General features: G+C 61.1%; 12 protein-coding genes and 8 pseudogenes. 14 read left to right on the forward strand and 6 right to left on the reverse strand.

All coding sequences use genetic code 11. From position 1 onward, the window contains the following. Window positions 1-221: 221 nt before the first annotated feature. From OKW41_RS28535 to OKW41_RS28550, 4 genes and pseudogenes are all read left to right on the forward strand, one after another. Window positions 222-431, forward strand: a pseudogene (locus OKW41_RS28535) (hypothetical protein); the annotation flags it as partial. Between the two features lie 21 nt (window positions 432-452). Beyond that, window positions 453-764: pseudogene (locus tag OKW41_RS28540) on the forward strand (DUF4148 domain-containing protein). A gap of 613 nt (window positions 765-1,377) precedes the next feature. Beyond that, window positions 1,378-2,418 carry a GDSL-type esterase/lipase family protein gene (locus OKW41_RS28545; protein WP_429574700.1) on the forward strand — a complete coding sequence of 347 codons (1,041 nt, stop codon included), beginning with the start codon at window positions 1,378-1,380 and terminating at the stop codon, window positions 2,416-2,418. 456 nt (window positions 2,419-2,874) lie between these two features. After that, window positions 2,875-3,087, forward strand: a pseudogene (locus tag OKW41_RS28550) (IS30 family transposase); the annotation flags it as partial. A gap of 149 nt (window positions 3,088-3,236) precedes the next feature. Here OKW41_RS28550 and OKW41_RS28555 read toward each other — a convergent pair. The 3 genes and pseudogenes from OKW41_RS28555 to OKW41_RS28565 form a co-directional block, all read right to left on the reverse strand. Continuing rightward, a complete protein-coding gene (locus OKW41_RS28555; RefSeq protein WP_429447466.1) occupies window positions 3,237-4,745 on the reverse strand; it encodes an integrase catalytic domain-containing protein in 1,509 nt (502 codons plus the stop codon). 74 nt (window positions 4,746-4,819) lie between these two features. After that, a pseudogene (locus tag OKW41_RS28560) lies at window positions 4,820-5,284 on the reverse strand (ATP-binding protein); the annotation flags it as partial. Continuing rightward, window positions 5,254-5,436 carry a hypothetical protein gene (locus OKW41_RS28565; protein WP_429574701.1) on the reverse strand — a complete coding sequence of 61 codons (183 nt, stop codon included), beginning with the start codon at window positions 5,434-5,436 and terminating at the stop codon, window positions 5,254-5,256. The gene OKW41_RS28565 and the pseudogene OKW41_RS28560, both read right to left, overlap by 31 nt. A gap of 148 nt (window positions 5,437-5,584) precedes the next feature. Here OKW41_RS28565 and OKW41_RS28570 point away from each other — a divergent pair, with 148 nt between their 5' ends. Both OKW41_RS28570 and OKW41_RS28575 read left to right on the forward strand, forming a co-directional pair. Next, complete coding sequence (locus OKW41_RS28570) at window positions 5,585-5,752, forward strand: hypothetical protein (RefSeq protein ID WP_429449214.1); 168 nt, start codon at window positions 5,585-5,587, stop codon at window positions 5,750-5,752. Next, a pseudogene (locus OKW41_RS28575) lies at window positions 5,733-5,975 on the forward strand (recombinase family protein); the annotation flags it as partial. The gene OKW41_RS28570 and the pseudogene OKW41_RS28575, both read left to right, overlap by 20 nt. 56 nt (window positions 5,976-6,031) lie before the next feature. Here OKW41_RS28575 and OKW41_RS28580 read toward each other — a convergent pair. Continuing rightward, window positions 6,032-6,499 (reverse strand): annotated as a pseudogene (locus tag OKW41_RS28580) (DUF932 domain-containing protein); the annotation flags it as partial. 287 nt (window positions 6,500-6,786) lie between these two features. Here OKW41_RS28580 and OKW41_RS28585 point away from each other — a divergent pair. The 5 genes and pseudogenes from OKW41_RS28585 to OKW41_RS28605 all read left to right on the forward strand — a co-directional run bounded on the left by OKW41_RS28585 (window position 6,787) and on the right by OKW41_RS28605 (window position 14,122). Then, window positions 6,787-7,278, forward strand: coding sequence for a VWA domain-containing protein (locus OKW41_RS28585; protein ID WP_429574702.1), 492 nt, complete (start codon window positions 6,787-6,789; stop codon window positions 7,276-7,278). Between the two features lie 567 nt (window positions 7,279-7,845). After that, window positions 7,846-9,146 (forward strand): annotated as a pseudogene (locus tag OKW41_RS28590) (ATP citrate lyase citrate-binding domain-containing protein). A gap of 10 nt (window positions 9,147-9,156) precedes the next feature. After that, the gene (locus OKW41_RS28595) at window positions 9,157-11,856 is read left to right on the forward strand and encodes a CoA-binding protein (RefSeq protein WP_429449220.1); all 2,700 of its coding nucleotides are present in this window, start codon (window positions 9,157-9,159) and stop codon (window positions 11,854-11,856) included. A 139-nt stretch (window positions 11,857-11,995) separates the two neighbouring features. Further along, the gene (locus tag OKW41_RS28600; protein ID WP_429574703.1) at window positions 11,996-13,294 is read left to right on the forward strand and encodes an MFS transporter; all 1,299 of its coding nucleotides are present in this window, start codon (window positions 11,996-11,998) and stop codon (window positions 13,292-13,294) included. Between the two features lie 45 nt (window positions 13,295-13,339). Next, a complete protein-coding gene (locus tag OKW41_RS28605) occupies window positions 13,340-14,122 on the forward strand; it encodes a substrate-binding domain-containing protein (protein WP_429574704.1) in 783 nt (260 codons plus the stop codon). A 15-nt stretch (window positions 14,123-14,137) separates the two neighbouring features. Here the strand turns inward: OKW41_RS28605 and dctA are convergent, their stop codons facing one another. Together dctA and OKW41_RS28615 are read right to left on the reverse strand one after the other, a co-directional pair. Next, window positions 14,138-15,439 carry a C4-dicarboxylate transporter DctA gene (gene dctA / locus OKW41_RS28610; protein ID WP_429574705.1) on the reverse strand — a complete coding sequence of 434 codons (1,302 nt, stop codon included), beginning with the start codon at window positions 15,437-15,439 and terminating at the stop codon, window positions 14,138-14,140. Further along, entirely contained in the window at window positions 15,436-16,365 is a 930-nt protein-coding gene (locus OKW41_RS28615) for a LysR family transcriptional regulator (RefSeq protein ID WP_429574706.1), read from the reverse strand. The genes dctA and OKW41_RS28615 overlap by 4 nt, the downstream gene beginning before the upstream one ends. A 399-nt stretch (window positions 16,366-16,764) precedes the next feature. Between OKW41_RS28615 and OKW41_RS28620 the strand changes: the two are divergent. The 3 genes and pseudogenes from OKW41_RS28620 to OKW41_RS28630 all read left to right on the forward strand — a co-directional run. Beyond that, window positions 16,765-16,989, forward strand: a pseudogene (locus OKW41_RS28620) (IS1634 family transposase); the annotation flags it as partial. Window positions 16,990-17,737: 748 nt separating this feature from the next. After that, window positions 17,738-18,895 carry an iron-containing alcohol dehydrogenase gene (locus OKW41_RS28625; protein WP_429574707.1) on the forward strand — a complete coding sequence of 386 codons (1,158 nt, stop codon included), beginning with the start codon at window positions 17,738-17,740 and terminating at the stop codon, window positions 18,893-18,895. 155 nt (window positions 18,896-19,050) lie between these two features. Continuing rightward, entirely contained in the window at window positions 19,051-20,562 is a 1,512-nt protein-coding gene (locus OKW41_RS28630) for a CoA-acylating methylmalonate-semialdehyde dehydrogenase (protein ID WP_429574708.1), read from the forward strand. The last annotated feature ends 34 nt before the right edge of the window (window positions 20,563-20,596 follow it).

Consider the following 20,596-nt stretch of genomic DNA (forward strand, 5'->3'; position numbering starts at 1 on the left):
TGAATGGCCCGCCGGATCACAGTTGGGGTGCGGTACTGGCCGTGGCAGGCATCTTTTTGTTAGGGCCGCTGCTCGTGTTTGCGGCTTTGCCTTCCAGAGGGGCTCAGTTGGGTCGAAAAGAGCGACTCTCGAGGACCGAGACTCCGCCGATGCGAACCTCGCGCGATCCTTTTCGCGGCGCGCCTCGCTGACCAACCTCCGCGGTAGGCGGGAGGGGAACGATGCTTGCTGGTCCTGCGGCGGATCAACCGAACGAGCGTGATAGGGTCGAAGGGCACAAAGCGGGCGAGAAGCTTCAGACGTATGGCATCTACAAGGTGGTGAGAGAAGGCGACGCCGGCTCCGGCTTCGAAGTGACATGCGTCGAAGGCGAGCATGTTCCGCCCACACGCAGCGGCAAGGGTGCGCACTACGAGTTGGTTCACGGCGCGGCGCAGGGAAGGGGACGTACTATGAAAAATTGGCCTGAAACACGGTCAATACTTCCCGCTCTGGTGATTTTGCTCGCTGGCTGTGTCGCTGGTGGCATGCCGTATACCGGGGCGCACTTCACTCCGACAGAGTGCCGCGACCTGGCGGCGCTCAAGACAAACGCGCCCCCTTCGATGGCGCAGCACCAAAGTGAACTCGCTGCCTTGAGGTAAGCGGGCTACGACCCGTCACCGTGGTTTGATGATCCGTATTACCCGGATGATCTACAAGCGGCACAGCGCCTGGTCGACTATTGGTTCCAAACGGAGCGCCAGCACCTTCAACCCGGCTGAGATAGAGGGGTCGAGGACTGACCCGGATGTCGCCGCGCGGCCACGAACGGCCATACGCTCGAGCATTCGGACAGACACTCAAACGTCCGGTCCACTCCGCGGATTCAACCCGTCGATGCAATAGTTCGACCTTTCTCTCAAACCGACATTAGAACGTCGGCTCCGCCCCGGACAATGGACGTCCGCAAGCTGATCGTAGCTGGCGTGTTTATCGGCGTGATTGTCCGACGCAAGGAGACTCGTGGGTATAAAAGTGTACGTTTCGTCGAAGCGGTTGTTCAAGCATAGGTCGACGTTCTTGCGGTCCCCCAGACCGCTTTGAGAGGCACTCATGGACCGATTGCAAGGTTTGGCCGATAGCACTAGCGCGTGGCCTCGACTCGCGCTGATCGCGCTTTTGGCGGCGGTCTGTCTTTCCTGTGGTGGTGGCGGCGCGGGCGGGGCCGGCGCGAGTGGGGGAACTGGCTCCGGCGGAACATCGGCGAGTGGTTCTGGCGGAACATCGGGGAGTAGTTCCGGAGGAATGTCTAATGGCACGGCATCGATCGCGTGGATCGGTACCTGGGCTGTCGCACCATGGGTCACTAGTGCACCGGGGTTTAACAACGAGACTGTGCGCCAGATCGTGCACACCAGCATTGGCGGTTCTGCCGTGCGTGTGCAGTTGTCGAACCTTTACGGGAGCGAGGCAGTCGTGATCGGCAACGTTTATGTTGCCCTGCGTGACAGCGGTCCCACTACGGTCGCCAGCAGCACGAGAACGGTGACGTTCGGAGGCCAACAAAGCGTGACACTGCCCGCAGGTGCGTCAATCGCAAGCGACCCTGTTCCCTTCGACGTGCCGTCACTCGCGGATATTGCCGTCAGCCTGTATCTGCCCGGCGGAACGCCACCGCATTCGACTGGCCACGACGGCTCGCTGCAGGACGTCTACGTCGCGCCGGGCAACGTCGGTGCCGATCCGAGCTTCGCCGGCTTCACCCCTAACCCTGCCGGTCAGGCATACTATTTTTTGACGAACGTCGATGTCCAAAACGCCAAGGCAACGGGCGCGGTGGTGGCACTCGGCGCGTCGATCACTGACGGGTCTGCATCCAGCAGCAACGCTAATCGCCGCTGGCCGAACGATCTTGCCGTGCGCCTGTTCGACGCCGGCATGGCGGTCGGTGTACTGAACGAGGGAATCAGTGGCAATAACTTTTTCACCGATGGCTGGGGCGAAGCGGGCCTCAATCGCTTCAATCGCGACGCGTTGGCCCAGACGGGAGTGAAGTGGACTATCGTCTCCGACGATGCCGTCAACAACCTCAACACCGAGGCACCAGCCAGCGCGCAGGATCTGATCGCCGCGTTTCAACAGTTGATCGCCCGCGCGCATGTGGTCGACGTCAAGGTTATCTGCTCTACGCTGACGCCGTTTCGCGGCACGCCGTTCTGGACACCCGCGATCGAAGCTACACGGGAAGCGATCAACGCGTTTGTGCTGAGCCCGTCGAGCGGCTGCGATGCCGTGCTGGACCAGGCTCGCGCCGTGAGCAATCCCGCTGACCCAGCCTCCTTCCTGCCGGCTTTTAACAGTGGTGACAACCTGCATCCGAACGACGCTGGCATGCAGGCGATCGCCGACGCATTGGACCTTGATAGCCTCAAGTGATGACGTCATCTTGGGTTTCTGAACCTGCGTGCGCATTCTCAGCCAACGACGCTGGTGGTCCGATACCTTTATGGCAGGACACCGTCGCGCCATTCAAACGATGTCTGCGGGGAAATCGAGGCCGTTCACAACCGTTGGCTTGTTAAAGGACAGTTAGCAGCGGTTAGCGAACACACGCCCACGTCGACTGGCCACGCCGTGGGTCGCATAGAGCAACCGCCGCCGTTAATCGACTTGCTCTCCTGTCGAGACACGACAACGCGTGCCAGTGACGAGGTTTGGTGCAGCAACGGCGAGCCTGCCTACGAGAATCGCCATCAAGTTGGACAAGCCAATTAGAGACACGGACAACTACCAGCCAGTCAATATGAACGATCGAATGGCCGTTTGGGCGTGGCGGATTCAACCGGTCGATGCAACACAATGAACCTCGCATGAGCGGCGGGAGTGTTGCAAATGAAACAGAGGCGCCGGATCTATTACGGCGAAAGCCAGAAGGCATTGATGTGGGAACGCTGGCGCAAAGGCGAGTCGTTGCAGCACATCGCCCGGCTATTTGACCGCAATCACTCGTCAGTACAGGGAATTCTGGCGCAAACTGGAGGAATCCAGCCTGCACCCCGCCAGCGATCCAGGCTGGCGCTGACGCTTGCCGAACGCGAGGATGTAGATTGTCAATTACGATGGCCGCCCGTGTTGCCTCACGAAGGAATGTTACTCGGCGGATTGTTGTCGTTTTCGCTTTCTTTTTTTTCTTCTTTCGTGGTTTGCCGGGCGCGGAGCGCGCGGCCCCCGGCGACTTTCAACTTTTGCGCAACTTACACTTCGGCTGGCGCATCAGCGGACTTTCGCAGGCCGCCCAGAATAAGTTCTTTTACGCGCTCTGCGCGCCACGCCTTGACCCGACGCTGTAGCGTTCTTAGTTGTGCCTGACTTGCGTACGCTTCTGGAAACATCGCGGCCAACCGATCCATCAATACGTTGGCCGGCACCGAGGGCTCTGCAATCAGCCATCCTTCGATTAGCGGCCACGCGTCGGCGAACGGATCCACCCGACTTCTCCACCAGTGCTTTGCCTTGGGTTGTTTTCGGTGCGTTGGACGTGCCTCACCTTCCTTCCATGCGGAAGAAAGGCCTGCGAGGAAGACGGCGACGTCTGAGTCGCCCGCCGGCGCGGCTTCAGCACGCACGCCGTGGGCCGCGAACTCGCTCAATGTTTGCTGTGCCGTTCGCATCTCCTGCAGCAGCCGCACAGGATCAAGGCCTTTGAACTGTGCCTTCAGCTTTTCCTTGATAGCGGGTTCAACGCTGTCGTGTGCCAGAAGCCGATCGCACGGCGTCGCCGGCGCTAGATAGACCTTGTGTACGCGCGCACCGTCACGCGTCTTGGACTTCAGCTTGAACGAAGGCTGGAAGAAGTTAATGTATAGCCGTGATGACGCGTACAGCTGCGCCAGCGCGTTCCTGGCATCGACACCGCTCAGCCGGCCATAACCGACCAGCCGCCGCACGACGGCGCCGTTCTTCTGCTCCACCCAGGCCTGATCGTTCTTCTTGTAGGCCCTCGAGCGCGTCTGCACAAGACCGCGGCCCTTGCAGTAGTCGAGGACGCTTTGGTTCATGAACGCACTGTCATTATCCGAGTCCACTCCAAGCATCGCGAATGGCAGATCGGCAGCCGCTTTCTCAAATCCTTCAATCACCAACATCTGGTTGCGTACCCGCATGGCCACACATTCTGTCCAGCCGCTGGCGATATCAGTCAGCGTGAGGGTGTGGACGAACTCACCGTCTATCTTCGAACCGCCGCAGTGTTCGACCATGTCGATCTCGAAGAAGCCCGGTGGTGGATCGCGCCAGTCGGCGAAGGTACGCACTGGAATGCTGCGCCGGATGGCCGAGCCCACCCCCGTGCGCCGTTTGCGCTGCCCATCAATGTGCGCACGCGCATTGGCCAGCATGCGATCGATGGTCGCCGCGCTGACCTGAAGGAGTTTGGCCTTGACGACCGGATCCAGGTCGAGATGACCATGCCGCTCCATGGCATCAACCAGCTTCGGGATCAACGCCTTCAGTCGCTTGCCGCAAACCCTGTCGGCTGCTTCCCAGAGCACCGTCAGCGCCTGGCGTACCGCTTCGTCGTATAGCCGGTTGCGCTCGCGTGTCCCCTTTGCCGCGCCGGGTTCTTCCCGTAGCAGCCGAATGGCGTGCTTGCGGTGATACCCGGTCAGAGCCACGAACTCATCGAGAATCCTGATCCGGTCACCGAACGTCGCGCTGCCATACCGCAATTGCAATGCTGCCACCAACTCCTTGCGTGTCGTCATGCTGATTTGCCTCGTCACCTCGTGCCGCTCCCGCCGGACAATCCGACGGGTAGCAAACTACGTGAGGCAACAGGTCAGCGCGAGTTGCAATTCCGATGAGTCAATGCGCGCGCGCGCTTGTTGTCGTCGGCGCTGCGACGCCGGTAGCTTTCGACGTTCAGCTCGAAGATCGTCGAGTGATGGACCAGGCGATCGATGGCGACCACCGTCATCGACGGATCGGGGAACACGTCGCTCCAGCCGGAGAACGGCTGATTGGCCGTGATCAGCAGACTGCGCCGCTCATATCGTTCGGCAATGAGTTCGAACAGCACGCTCGTTTCCGCTTGATCCTTGCGCACGTATGACAGGTCGTCGAGGATGATCAGGTCGAAGTGATCGAGCTTGGCAAGCATCGATGGCAATTGCAGGCTCTGGCGGGCCGCCTGCAGCTTCTGCACGATTTCGCCGGTGCGTGTGAACAGCACCCGGTATCCGGCGTCGATCAACGCATGGCCGATGCCACAGCCTAAATGGCTCTTCCCGGCACCCGGCGAACCTGCAACACACTGCCCATCATCATTGCGACGATGTCGTTGTCCGCTATCCGTTTCACCCGCGCTTCGGCGAGCGCGTTAATGTCATTGGAATGAATCGCTATCGAGGCGAGTCGTACCTGATCATCATGCAACCCGATGGCACTCGCGCTCATCTTCCGCCGTGGATGACCGGCGAAGCAGCAGCTCGCATGTCTATCGTTGTGCAGCCGGAATTACCGCATGGGGCGTTGATCGAACTTCAACGCCTGGTCAGCGCCGCTTTATCTTCTTCAGTGTTGTCAACGCACAGGGGATACGGTGATGCGCAAACAGGTGATGATGCAGCACGATCTGTTCGAGGGGAGCAGCGAGGAAGGACCTCTGCCCGCAGAGGTGTTAGCGGACGTAGTGGCGCAGTTGACACTGTTGATGCAGTCGGTGATCGATGCAATCGAGATGGAGGTGCGCGATGAACAAGATCCGCGCTGAGCATCTCTCGCGCCTCGCCTATGTCTACGTTCGTCAGTCGACGCTGGACCAGGTGCAGCATAATCGTGAGAGCCAGTTACGTCAGTATGGACTCGCCGATCGTGCCCGCGTGCTTGGCTGGCCTGAGGTGACGGTCATCGATGACGACCTGGGCCGCTCGGGCTCGGGTATCCATCGGCCCGGCTTCGAGCGCTTGCTGGCCGCCCTTTGTAGCGGCGCGGTGGGCGCAGTATTCTGTATCGAAGCGTCCCGGCTCGCGCGCAACGGGCGTGACTGGCACACGTCGAATGCGCCATTGATCACGTTCTGGATGACGTTGCCTTTGTGTGGTACGCGGATATCGGCGATGTTCTCGCCCGCGACCATGCCGTTCTGGCAGACAAACCGGAATGTGCCCGCCAGCATCTGGTAGCTGCTGGTGCCATCGTGCGAGTTCAGCAGCACGATTTCGTCGGCTTCCTCGCCGGTGATCTGGTCAGCATGCCGAAGCCGGAGCATGTGTTTGGTGAATTCGCGCTTGCCCTCGTCGCGCACGCGGGTCTGGCAGATCATGAACGGCTGAAAGCCTTCGTTGCGCAGGCCGCGTAGCACGTCGATGGTGGGAATGTAGGTGTAGCGTTCGGAACGGCTTTCGTGCTTGCCGTGCGCGAAGATGGAAGGGGCAACGCGGCGGATCTGGTCGTCCGACAGAGGGGAATCGGCGCGCAGCATTGGGGCGCCGTAATGGAAGGAAGAAGCGAGTTGCATGGCAATCTCCACAGTCAAGGTTGGGGACCTGAACCGGGCGAGGGGATGTGCCTTGCAGTCGCGGCTGGGCACGTTCCGGTGGAACTCGGGGTTGGCTTTGCTGCCGCCAGGCTCCCGGGTTCCCGCCCGTGCGACTTGAGGAGCCGATAGCGGGCAGGCGTCAAGGAAAGAGGCGAGGGAGGGGTGCGGGTAACACGGTCCCTCGCCCCTTGATGCCTGCTCGCTATCGGCTACGGTCGCGGGTCAAGGGCAGGAACCTGGGAGTCGGGTGCATGCCATGCCCCGGGTTGACCGGGCATGCAGGTGCGGTTTGGCAAGGCGGCCACCGGGCTGCCGTTCACGGCTTTGCCTCCAACACACGAAAACACGTCCACTATGAACGCTATCTGGATTTCGACATGCCGTTTTGCGAGGTTTCACGCCAACGCCTGGCCAGCGCTGCGGCCGCCTGGTCAACCCGCTTCGGCGCGGCAGTGCGCCATGCGACCGCGCTAATCGACGACCAGTCGGAGGGCATCCGCGCCATTCTGATGGTGACGGATGGCGCACCCGCGGACATCGACGTGACACGCGATGCCTATCTGGTCGAAGACGCCCGGGTCGCGGTGCAGCATGCGAGGCGGGCTGGAATCCGCTGCTTCTGCGTCGCTTTGGACACGCAGGCCGACTCGTATGTGCGTCGAATTTTCGGACAAGGGAACTATCTGATCGCGGTGGATCCGGATTTTTTACAGCAGCGCTTGAAGTCCGTCCTGGCGAAAAAACTGGTGCGCCTCTAAGCGGTGGGTTGACAGCAATCGCCAATAGCGCCTGTGGGTCGCTATGCGGAGGCTTACATAGCGACCCTGACCGGACGGTCTCTTGCATATGTCGAATGTCGCTTCATTCGTCCATGACGGACCATCAACTGAAGTCACATCACAGATTGGACCGCTGACCCGTCCGCCCGGACACGCAGCGCAGAGGAACGTGGCGGTGTGCCACGTTTCCTCCAGCTGCATTGATAACGTCCAAACATCAATGCTTCGAAAAAATGCACTTATCGCGTAACTCCATTTGCGTGAGTATCTGTACTCAAGATTCCAGCGAGATTGGAACGAAAGTAAAACGCATCGGAGACAAGGCTATGTACAACGCAAGGCGCACCTGGAGCGGCACGATCGCCCTTTGGGCCGGGTAGTCTCGAGCCCCAGCCGGTTCGAGCACCGGACAACTCAACCCACATCAGCCACGCATTCCGGCCGCCATCGGCGTCACGGCCGCTTGTCACGCCTGGCGCTTTCGCCTAACGACCAATCCGAACACCCGTTTCTTTTATATCGCTATGCCCTTCAGGAGACAACTTCATGCAAATCACCGGTATGTTGCACGGCGCGCGCCTGTTGCAATTCGTCGGATTCCCGGCGAGTGAGATCCTCGGCCCGAGCGCCAGCGAGGAGGAGATCAAGACTTTGATCGATCGTCATCGCCAGATATTCATCAAACCCGTCTTCAAGGGCGGGGTCGGCAAGAAAGGCAAGGCAGGTTTGCTTGGCCGCGCGACCGATCTCAAGACGGCGTTGATCGAAAAGGAGCGGCTCTACTTCGCCGAGCATACCGTCGGCCACATCAAGGCGAAGGCGAATGGCGTCACCTTCGAAGCCGGCGTTCCGGCCCAGCATGAGGTCTACTTCTCGATCACCGACTCCACGCGTTTTCGTGCGCCGACCATGACGCTTTCGCACGTGGGCGGCATGGACATCGAGGAAGTCGACCCGAAGCAGGTGGCGATGGTGCCGTTCGATGCGCTGACCGGGTTGAAGGCGTTCGTCGTAGCGAATGCACTGAGCGAGATCGGCGCGCCGAAGGAGATCATTTCGCCGCTCGTGCAGCAGTTGCCGAAACTCTGGGAACTCTTTCACGACTTCGGCATGACGACGCTTGAGTTGAACCCGATCCGCATGCGCGAGGACAGGCACGGTCGCCTTACGCCGGTTGCGTGCGACTTCAAGTGCGCGGCTTCGATCGCGACGATCCGCGCTGGGCGCGTCTTGGCCTGCCGCCCCATCTGTTCGCCGCCGATTACTCGGATTTTGAGCAGGAGATCAACCAGCTTCGCACCCATCAGGGCCAGAGCGACGTGTATGTGATCAACGAGAAGGGGACGATCCTCGCCCCGACCTTCGGCGGCGGCGCCAACTCGCTCGTCACCGAAATGCTCGGCGACGCCGCGATCATCTCGTCGGATTTCGGCGGCAATCCGCCTTACGCGAAGATGAAGGAAGTGGCGCGCATCTGTTTCAGGCACTGGCTCGAACAGGCGAACGTGCTCTTCATCATTGGCGGCAAGTCCAATAACACGGACATCTACGAGACGCTGCGCGCCATGGCCGACGCCCTGCGCGAGCACTTCAGCGAGCACGGACCGACGCCGCTCTATGTCGTGCTGGGCCGTGGAGGTCCGAACCTCGTGCGGGGCATGTCGGCGCTGAGGGACACATGCGACTCGCTGGGCCTGCCTTATCGGCTGTTCGGCTTCGACTCTGACATCAGCGAAGTGATCCAGTACGCACGCCGGGCGGACGCCTGGATGCGCGCCGGCGGCCGCACCGAGATCGCAGCAAGGATTGGCGCGTCACCGAGGCAAACCGAAATGGCTCGTGCCTGAGGAGATCGACATGTACAAGCAAGGCAGCAATACGTTCAAGTATTTCGTTGGCGTCAACTCACTCGCACAGATCGCCACGCGCGAGGATCGCGTGTGCGTGCTCAACATCCTGGGCGGTGAATCGTCGGACGTGACGCCCGTGAGTCACGCATTCTCGGGCGGTAACGTCGTATTCGGCACGGCGCCGGGCAAGGGCGGGCAAGTGCTCGCGACGCCGGCCGGCGATATCCCCGTGTACAACAACGTCCGTGAGGGGCTGCAGGCGGGACACCGGTTCAACTGCGGCGTCGTTTACCTGCCGCCGTCCGCGGCCCGCGACGGCGTCGCTGAACTGATCCGCGTGAATCCCGAGTTGCGGAAGATTTTCATCATCACCGAGAAGATCGCGGTCCACGACGCCCGCGAAATCCGCGCGATGGGCCAGCAGGCGGGCATCGACATCTTCGGCGCGAACGGCCTCGGCGTCGCCGATTCGTGGAATCGCGTGAGGATCGGCGGAGCGCTCGGCGGCGACAATCCTGACGATTCGTTGCGCAAGGGCTCAATCGCGATCTTCTCCAACTCCGGTGGCTTCAGCACGACGATTGCGCAATACCTGCGCATGGGTGGCTGGGGCACGTCGACGGTCATCTCGAGCGGCAAGGACGTCTACATCCACTATGCCGCGCCGGAATTCGCGTTCGCACTCGCCAACGATGCGCGCAGCAAGGCTGCGGTGCTTTACTGCGAACCGGGTGGCTACTACGAGGCCGATGCGGTCTTCACGAAGCCAGTCGTCGCGTGCGTCGTGGGACGGTGGAAGAGCCGCCTCACGCGGGCAGTCGGCCACGCCGGCGCGATGGCCGGCGGCAACGACGATGCGCAAGCCAAGGAACGCTGGTTCATGCAGAAGTTCGGCGTCGAGCGCCTCTTCACGCCGGATGATCCATGCTGCTCGACGAAGGGTGCCGTGGTGACGAACATCGCGCACATCCCGGCCGCGCTGAGCGCCGTGATGCGCGCCAACGCGACGATGCCCGATTTCGAGTCGGAGGGCAGTCTCGCACTCAAGCCGTGGTTTGGCTCCGATCAGGGCATCGCGCTGCCGGACGGCCTCGGGATTCCGGTCGTGGAAGCTGTTGCGCCATATAACGAGCAGGTCCATCAGGTCAATCGACAGATCGGCGTGATCGCTCCGCGCCAGGCGCTCAAGGACGCATCGGGCGCGTCGCAGATGGACGCGAAGACGCAGGTGAGCAGCCTGCACGGCGCGTCGATGCTGGAGGCCGCGACGCGTTCGCTCGAAGCGAACGTCGGCCTTGCCCTGCTGCACGAATTCGGCGGCGAGAATGACGAACAACTCATCGATGTGGCGATCGCTGCGTCCGTCAATCTGCACGGAACGCCGGAACTCGCGGCAGCGCAAGCCGCACGCGAAGCCGGCAATGCACCCAACGCCATCTTGGCCGCCGCGGCCTCGATCATCGGGCCGAATCGTCAGCGCGCGGCGCGGGATGCCGCGAAATGGATGATCGAACGCTTCTCGGCAGCCGGCCTTACGAGTGCGCTCGACGAGAACTTTGACATCGCCCGGATCGACGTCAGCGGCTGCGAGCCGCTCTTTGCCGACACGCGCGATTTGCGCACCGAAGCGATGCTCGCGGGACTCGCCGAGCGTCGAGTCAGATCGGTCCCCGTGCGCTGGCTCACGTCTCAGCCCGCTCACCCGACGGCAGACGCTGTTCTGGCGGCGATCTCCATGACGCTCGCGTGGGGACCGCTGATGCGCAAGCGCATCTCGCGCGTCACGGCCGAGAGCCTGCCCTGGTGGACCATGTTGTTCGGGACGCTGATCGGTGCATCGGCGGACGCCTCGCGACACCGTCCCGACGGCTTTTGCGGCTTTACCACGCAAGCGCTGCTGAACGAACGCAGCCTGACAGAAATCTGTTTTGCCGCGTTGCTCAACCTCGCGCCGGGGCCCAACGATCTGTTCGCCTTCAAGACGCTCGTCGGTCTGCTGCTCACCAACGGTCCGGGCGCCATCTCGGCGCAAGGAGCAAAGGGCGCGGTATCCGCTGACGGCCCGGAAAGCCCCGAGCGCGTGCAACTCAACAAGGCGCTGGTCGGCTTTCTCACCCATACAGGCTATACGCACGGCGGCAATGGCTATGAAGGCATCGCCTTCCTGATCGAAGCGTTCAGGGACAGCGGGCTTGCCGATCCGTCCGACCCCGCGCACGGCGTGGACCTGCGCTCGCTGGCCGAGCGCTCGGTCGAGCGCTATGCGCAGTACAAGGCCCGACAGAAGCATGCCGGCAGCCTCGATATCGCGAAGCTGCCGGGCGTGAACCATCCCGTCTTCAAGGACAGGCCGGTCAACTACGATCCGCGCGAAGTGTTCATCGCGGAACTGTGCGGGAAGCGTGGGGAATATAACGTGTTCCATGCGTTCTATCGCGAACTGGTGCAGGCGTTGTTCGACGCAGGTGTCTCGCGCAACGTGTACTGCGTAAACGTCGATGCCGTGATCGCGGCGCTGCTGCTGAAGATGCTGTGGCAGCCGCTGCAACGTGGTGAATTGACTGAGACCGATCTGGAAACCGCCGCATTCACGATCTTCCTTTATCCCCGCATGCTCGGATGCGCGGCGGAAATCGACGATCACCTGAACCGGGGGCGCAACATGGACACCCGAACGCCCGCGTCCCAGTGCCGCTTCGTAGCTTGAGCGCTTCGCCGACACTGATAACCAGCCGACATCAATCGTTTCGAAAATAGCACTTATCGTTTCGTGTGGTCCGGGTGAACATTCGACAAACAACAAATCGCCCGAACACCGCAAGTTCAAAATTTCTGGAGACACCTCGATGCATCCCTCCTCACCCCCGCTGGCCCCCGGGCAATCGAAGGCATTCGCCGTGCTACGCGTGACGGCAGGCAACTTCCTGGAGCAGTTCGACTTCTTCCTGTTCGGCTTCTATGCCACGCAGATTGCCGCGGTCTTTTTCCCGGCGGGGAGCGAGTTCGCTTCACTGATGATGACGTTCGCAGTGTTCGGCGCGGGCTTCCTGATGCGGCCGCTCGGCGCGATCATCCTCGGCGCGTATATCGACGATGTCGGTCGCCGCAAGGGCCTGATTGTCACGCTGTCGATCATGGCGAGCGGCACCATCCTGATCGCGTTCGTGCCCGGCTATGCGACGATCGGACTATTCGCCCCAGCCCTGGTTCTCATTGGCCGTCTGCTGCAGGGCTTCTCCGCGGGTGCGGAACTGGGCGGCGTATCGGTTTATCTCGCCGAGATGGCGACGCCGGGCCGCAAGGGTTTCTTCACGAGCTGGCAGTCGGCGAGCCAGCAAGTGGCGATCGTCATCGCTGCTGCGCTCGGCTTCTCGCTCAATCAGTGGCTCGACACGGCGGCGATCGCTGCGTGGGGATGGCGCGTGCCGTTCTTCGTCGGCTGCATGATCGTGCCGTTCATCTTCATCTTGCGGCGCAATCTCGAGGAAACGCAGGAATTCAAACAGCGCCAGCATCGCCCGAGCATGAAAGAAGTCTTTACGACGCTCGTGCAGAACTGGAATGTCGTGATCGCGGGCGTGCTGCTGGTCGCAATGACCACCACGAGCTTCTATCTGATCACGGTGTATGCGCCGACGTTTGGCAAGACGGTCCTGCATCTGAGCACCGCCGATAGCCTGCTCGTCACGCTGTGCGTGGGGATCTCCAACTTCATCTGGCTGCCGATCGGTGGCGCCCTATCGGACCGGATCGGACGCCGTCCGCTCCTTCTCGGAATGACGATCCTGGCAATTGCGACCGCCTACCCCGCGCTATCGCTGCTGGCTCACACGCCGAGCTTCGTCAACATGTTGCTTGTGCTGCTCTGGCTCTCGTTCATGTACGGGATGTACAACGGCGCGATGATCGTCGCGCTCACCGAAGTGATGCCGGTCGAAGTGCGTGTCGCTGGATTCTCGCTGGCCTACAGCCTCGCGACGGCGGTCTTTGGCGGTTTCACACCCGTTATCTCGACCGCGCTCATTCACATGACGGGCGATAAAGCCGCGCCGGGCTACTGGATGAGCTTCGCCGCGGTGTGCGGGCTCGGTGCCACACTCGCACTGTATCGGCGCCGTCGCGTTCCGCTGCATGCGGCTTCCTGAAGCATCGCTTGGCTCCTCGAACTTCAGCCTGATGTTCTTTCAACCATGAAATCCATCCTTCTGAAACTCTGCACCGCGGCGCTCCTCGGCAGCGCCGCCGCTGCGGCGAATGTACAGGCCGCCGAACTGCACGTGATGAGCTCTGGCGGCTTCACCGCCGCCTACAAGCTGCTCGGCCCGAAGTTCGCGGCGTCCACGGGCAACACGCTCGATACCGCGCTCGGGCCGTCGATGGGCAAGTCGCCGGAGGCCATTCCGAACCGGCTTCGGCGCGGCGAGCCTGCCGACGTGGTGATCATGGTCGGCTATGCACTCGACGACCTCATCAAGCAGGGCAAGGTGATCCCCGATTCGCGCGTCGAGCTCGCGGATTCGCGCATCGGGATGGTCGTGCGCGATGGCGCGCCGAAGCCCGACATCGGATCTGAGGCGGCGCTCAAGGAAACCTTGCTGCATGCCCGGTCGATCGCTTACTCGGATAGCGCGAGCGGCGTCTATATCGAGCGCGAGTTGTTCAAGCGGCTCGGCATCGAGGAACAGGTGAAGACCAAGGCGAAGATGATCCCGAAGATCCCGGTGGCGTCGGTGGTTGCAACCGGCGACTACGAAGTGGGATTTCAGCAGGTGAGCGAGTTGCTCCCGGTGAAGGGCGCGGCTTACGTCGGCAAGATTCCGGAGTCGCTGCAGTCCGTCACGCGCTTTGCGGCCGGCATCCCGGTCGGCGCGCAGCATCCGAAGGAGGCGAAAGCGCTGCTCGACTATCTCGCGTCGCCCGCCGTGCAGCCGGAGGTGACATCGACCGGGCTCGATTCCGTCGCCACGCATTGAGACGACGGCAACGATTCAGCCCGGCAAATCGGCGGGCTGATCGAAAGCTTCTTCGGGTTCATGCGCCAGGCTCAATGCATCCTTCAGACGCGTTCGGTCGCAAGCGCGCTCCCACATCGATACGAAGATCACCGCGCAGGCGTTGCTGATCACGCTCGTCAGGGCACGCGCCTCCGACATAAAGCGATCGATGCCGACCAGTAACGCGACGCCTGCAACCGGCAGATCGGGAATGACGGCGAGCGTCGCGACGAGCGCAACCAGTCCGCTGCCCGACACGCCCGCCGCGCCCTTCGACGTGATCAGCATGACCACGAGCATCGTCGCGATCCGGCCACCCGAGAGGTGTACATCGCACGCTTGCGCGATGAACATCGAGGCGAGCGTCAGGTAGATCGCCGTGCCGTCGAGATTGAAGGAATAGCCGGCGGGCAGCACGAGACCCACGATGCCCTTGTCGCAGCCAAGCGCTTCGAGCTTGACGATGAGGCGCGGCAGCACCGGTTCGGTCGACGACGTCGCGAGCACGATGACGAGTTCCTCGCGAATGTAGCGCAGCAAACGCCAGAGGGAGAAGCGATGCAGGCGTGCGAGGGGACCGAGCACGCAGACGACGAACAGCAGGCACGCCGCATAGAACGACAACATCAGCATGCCGAGCGAGCCAATCGAACGGATGCCGAAACGGCCCACCGTGAACGCCATCGCGCCGAACGCCCCGACGGGGGCAAGCCGCATGATCAGCGCGAGGATGCGGAACAGCACGTGTGCGACGCTATCGATGAATTCCTGCACTCGCCGTCCGGCGCTTCCGCTGGCGTTCAGTGCGAAGCCGAACAGAAGGGCAAGCAGCAGGACCGGCAGAACCTCGCCTTTCTCGAAGGCGCCGACGAGCGTCTCCGGAATCAGATGCAGTGCGAACTCGACGAGCCCGTGCGACTGCGTGCGCGTCGAATACTGCGCCAGGATGGCCGTGTCCAGATGATGCGCGTCGATGTGCAGTCCCGTACCCGGATGCAGCGAGAACGCGGTCGCGAGGCCCAGAACGAGCGCAATGATGGTGAGAACGTAGAACAACGCGAGCGCCTTCAGGATGGTCCGGCCGATCTTCGAGCCGCTCGCAAGCGACGTGATGCCGGTGACGATCGTGCAGAAGACGATTGGCGCGATCATCATGCGAACCAGCGCGACGAACGCATCGCTGAGCGGTTTCAGCGACGCACCGACCTGTGGCCAGAAGTGGCCGACGGTCATGCCGAGTCCCATTCCAAGCAGGACCTGGACGTAAAGCAGCCGGAATGGCCTTGGCGGTGTCATTTCGGGGTTTTCTTCGCCGCACGGGCCTTGCCGCTCGGCTTCGTGTCGAGAATCGTCTGATAGAACTGCTGCGCGGCCGGCGCGAGCGGACGCCCCCGGCGTCTGACAATACCGACTCGCCTCGTCACGACCGGATCGACGAGCGGCACGCTGGTCAGAATCGGATGGTCGCGCATGGGCATTGCCATTGAAGGCACCGCTGCCACACCGAGTCCCGCTTCGATCAGGCCGAGCATGGTGGTGACATGGCGAGTCTCGCAGATGCTCGGCACTGCCGGCGCCACGTTGGTCAACGCCTGATCGAGCAGCAGGCGGTTGCCGGAAGTCTTGTCCACAGATACATATTCGTGTTCATAAAGCTCGTTCCAGGTCACCTGCTTTTTCCGGGCAAGGGGATGGTCGCGACGGCACGCGGCGACGAACCGTTCCTGCAGCAGGACCTTGAACTCAACCTCGGTTTCCTGGCTGCCCATGAAGCTGACGCCGAAATCGGCTTCACCACTGATGACCGAGCCGAGCACTTCGTTGGCGCTCGAGTCCAGCAGCTTGACCCGGATGCGAGGATAGCGGCTGTGATAGGCGGCAACGACGCTCGGCAGGAAATAGTAGGCGACCGACGGCACGCATGCGATGGTCACATGACCGAGGCGGCTGCTCGAGACGTCGCGGATGCCGAGCAAAGCGACATCGAGATCGTCGAGAAGTTGTTCCGCGCTTGGGGCGAACACGCGACCTATTGTGGTGAGCGTCACGCTGCGGGTGGTCCGCTCGAAGAGCCGCACACCGAGCGCCGCTTCGAGCTTCTCGATGCGCCGGCTCAGCGCTGGCTGCGAAATATTGACCGCCTCCGCTGCTTTGCGGAAGCTACCCAATTCCACGACGGCTCGAAACGCCTGCAAATCGTTCAGGTCGAAGTTGACACCCACGGGCCATCCTCCGCATTTTCGATGCGGCTATTTTGCATGATGCGGGTGAAAGCGCCCATCGAGGACAACACTCGGTGATTAGCCCGCGAGGGATTACCGAAGGCGGGATCGGGGGGCCGACCCGATACGATAAGCGATAGTCAGGCACACGATGTTCGCCAGTATCTTGCACGCGCCCTCGCAATAGCAGCCCGTCGAGCTGCGTCTTTATATCGTGCACAGCCGCAAGCATTGCGGGTATGTTCGGCATGGCGTTCCCCTCTCGTATATGAGGGATCAATTGGACGTCGAATATACGCCGACCTTCGGTCACTCGAGAAAGCCTGTCGAGCGACTCCTGATGGCCGGCTTATGCCGGATGCAGCTCCTCAATCGAAGCCTTGGAGGTAACCGCATGCGCAACGCAACCTGCTCGAGGTGACCAGTGAAGCGTTCCCCGGCAAGCGGCTGGTGGTGTGCCGCAATCCGCTGCTGGCCGACGAGCGCACCCGCAAGCGTGAGGCCTTGCAGGCCACTGAACAGGAACTGGGCAAGATTGCCGAGGCGACCACGCGCGTACGCAACCGGCTCAAGGGCATCGAGGCGATTGCCTTGCGCGTGGGCCGCGTCATCGATCATTTCAGGAAACAGCAGTCGTGACCTCGACTTGCAATACGCCTTGCGGGAGCTCGATTCCCGATGTGGAGAATAAACCGGTCGGCTATTTTTGCTGCAGTACACCCCTGAAAGCCAAGCCTGGCAGCGGTTTTCGGAGGATTTTCAGATTTCGGGGGATGGGCAAAGATAGCCTTTCACCTCGCCCCGACGGCCATAGCCATAAGTAAAGCGGACCCATTATCGTCTTTTTTATTGCTTTACCCGCTCCTCGTTCTACCCGACAGTAACCTCAGCGCGCCGCCACGGCAGCTTGCAGCCGAAACGCGATTGATCAGTGCTGACGGCTACCTACGACAATGATGACCTGCATTGCAGAAAATCTGCGGGTCCGGGAGACGAGTCGATGAGTCATATGGACAGAAGCTTAATCAACTACCGGCTTACGAAGTCAGGGGCCATTCACTTCGGCCAACACACGGCCGGCCCGGCCATGGGCATATCACCTTGCTGCTATCTCTGTTAATGACGCGGGATTTATTGCGTCATCGCGATGCACGCCTGCAGGGACCTCTCGAACAGGTGATGCCTAACTGGGAATTAAGGAACACCGAAAACCATACCGCTCCGGCAAGTTTCACCATTCCCAATATCAAAGATATCGATGTTTGATTATCTAAATTATCAAAAATACAAGGCATCGAGATGAAGACATCAATTAATGATTAGATCCCGGATAGCTTTTTATATTTAACCGACATTAATTACTGGATTCGATATGTCTAACCAAGTGATTTTGCCGCGCATCCTTCAGGTCGACGCCAACGCCAGCGAGACAGTTCCCACGGTTCTGGCGACTCTCGGCTGCAGTCGACCTCTGATCATCACCGACAAGATGATGGTGCAGCTGGGCTATGCCGGGCGCATTCAGGAAAATCTCGCCGCCAATGGCATGACAGCCGAAATTTTCGCTGATACGGTCCCCGAGCCCACGGTTGACTCGATTCGAGCTGGCGTGGAGAAGGCTCGCGCAGGAGACTACGACAGTATCATCGCACTGGGCGGCGGCAGTCCGATCGACAGCGCCAAGGCGATTGGCATTCTTGCCAAGCATGGTGGAGAAATGCGCGACTATAAGTTTCCGCGCGTTGTTACCGAGGTTGGGTTGCCCATTATCGCGGTGCCCACCACTGCGGGAACCGGCTCGGAAGTGACCCGTTTCACGATCATCACTGACCAGCAGAACGACGAAAAAATGCTTTGTGTGGGCATCGGCTTCATGCCCGTGGCAGCCTTGGTCGACTATAACCTAACCCTCAGCCTGCCGCCGCGCGTCACCGCCGATACGGGTATTGATGCGCTGACCCACGCGATCGAGGCCTACGTCAGCCAGAAAGCCAACCTGTACAGCGACAGTCAGGCCTTGGCGGCCATGCGCTTGATTGGCCCCAATCTGCGTAAAGCCTATCGATCCGGCCAGGATACAGCCGCCCGCGAAGCCCTGATGCTCGGTTCGACGCTCGCGGGTGTGGCGTTCTCCGCTGCGTCCGTGGCGCTGGTACACGGCATGAGTCGACCGATCGGCGCCTTTTTCCACGTTCCCCATGGGCTGTCCAATGCCATGCTGCTGCCCAGTGTGACCGCGTTCTCGATCCCGGCGGCGGAAGAACGCTACGCTGATTGCGCTCGTGCCATGGGCGTGGCTGACAGGCAGGACAGTACGCAGGCCGCCAACGCCAGGTTGCTCGCTGAATTGCGGTCGATCAACGATGACCTTCAGGTGCCGACGCCCGAACAATTTGGTATCGACCGCGAGCGCTTCTTCAGCTTAATGCCGACCATGGCACGGCAGGCTATGGCCTCCGGCTCGCCTGGCAATAACCCACGCGTGCCCTCGGTCGAGGAAATGGTCGAGCTCTACCGCGGTCTCTGGTAAGCAAATTCCCCACTCAAAAAAACCGCATCTGATCTATCGAAGTGAAGGTCATTCAGATGCGGCAACAACTCTTGGCATCGGGAAGCAGAACGCCATTCCCATCGCCCATTTTTGTGGCCCTTAGAGCCTGTTCCGATCCCAGCAAGGAGTATGAAATGCAGCCCTTCAACGACGACGCAGACGTGGTTCACTTCATCAACGGTCGCCGCGTGCCAGGCACAGGCACTCGAAAGCAGCCGATATTCAACCCCGCGACCGGTTCTCCGGCACGCATGCTGCACCTCGGCGACGCGTCCGACGTAAGTGCCGCCGTAGCGTCGGGGAAACAGGCGTTCCAGGGATGGAGTAATACGCCACCCATCCGTCGCGCGCGCGTCATGCGCCGCTTTCTCGAACTGATGAACCAGCACAAGGACGAACTGGCAGCGATCATGACCGCCGAGCACGGAAAAGTGTTCAGCGATGCGCAAGGCGAAGTAGCACGGGGCATTGATGTGATCGAGTTTGCCTGCGGCATCCCGCAATTGCTGAAGGGCGACCATACGGAACAGGTGTCGACCGACATCGACAACTGGACGACCCGGCAACCACTCGGCGTTGTCGCCGGAATTACGCCTTTTAACTTTCCGTGCATGGTTCCTTGCTGGATGTTTCCGATCGCGATCGCCGCAGGCAATGCGTTCATTCTGAAGCCCAGCGAGCGTGATCCCTCAGCGTCGCTCTTCATGGCCCGCCTGCTGCAGGAAGCCGGGTTGCCTGACGGCGTGTTCAACGTCGTGCAGGGGGACAAGGTAGTCGTGGATGCGCTACTCGAGCATCCTGACGTAAAAGCGATCAGTTTCGTCGGTTCGACGCCGATTGCCAACTACATCTACGAGACGGGGGCAAAGCACGGAAAACGGATCCAGGCGCTTGGCGGAGCGAAGAATCACATGGTTGTGATGCCCGACGCTGACATCGATCAAGCCGTCGACGCTTTGGTCGGCGCAGGCTACGGCTCCGCGGGTGAACGTTGCATGGCGATCTCGGTCGCAGTCCTCGTAGGCGACGTTGCGGACAAGCTGATTCCGCGGCTCGCTGATCGAGCACGCTCCGTAATAGTAAAGAACGGCACGGAGCCCGACGCCGAGATGGGGCCGATCGTCACACGTCAGGCGCTGGAACGCATTGAAAACTACATCGCGATTGGCGTCGAAGAAGGCGCGTCGCTGGTTGTCGATGGACGTGGCCTCAAGGTTCCGGGGCACGAGGAAGGCTTTTTTACCGGTGCCACGTTGTTCGACCACGTCACGCCCGAGATGCGAATCTATCAAGAGGAAATCTTCGGACCGGTGCTGTCCTGCGTCCGTGCGAAGGACTTTACAGAGGCCGTCGACCTGGTCAACGCGCACGAATTCGGCAATGGCGTCGCCTGTTACACTCGCGATGGACACATCGCGCGCGAGTTTGGCCGGAGAATTGAGGTTGGAATGGTTGGCATCAACGTACCGATCCCGGTACCGATGGCGTGGCACGGATTTGGCGGCTGGAAGCGTAGCTTGTTCGGTGATACGCACGCGTATGGCGAGGAAGGCGTCCGGTTCTATACGCGTCAGAAGTCAATCATGCAACGCTGGCCGGAGAGTATCGAGCAAGGTGCCGAATTCGCGATGCCGACGGCGAGGTAGCCTTTCCACTGCAAAACCCGCTACATCTCCCGTG

Source organism: Paraburkholderia sp. UCT70 (assembly GCF_050434085.1).
In the GTDB taxonomy this organism is placed as follows: Bacteria; Pseudomonadota; Gammaproteobacteria; order Burkholderiales; family Burkholderiaceae; genus Paraburkholderia; species Paraburkholderia tuberum.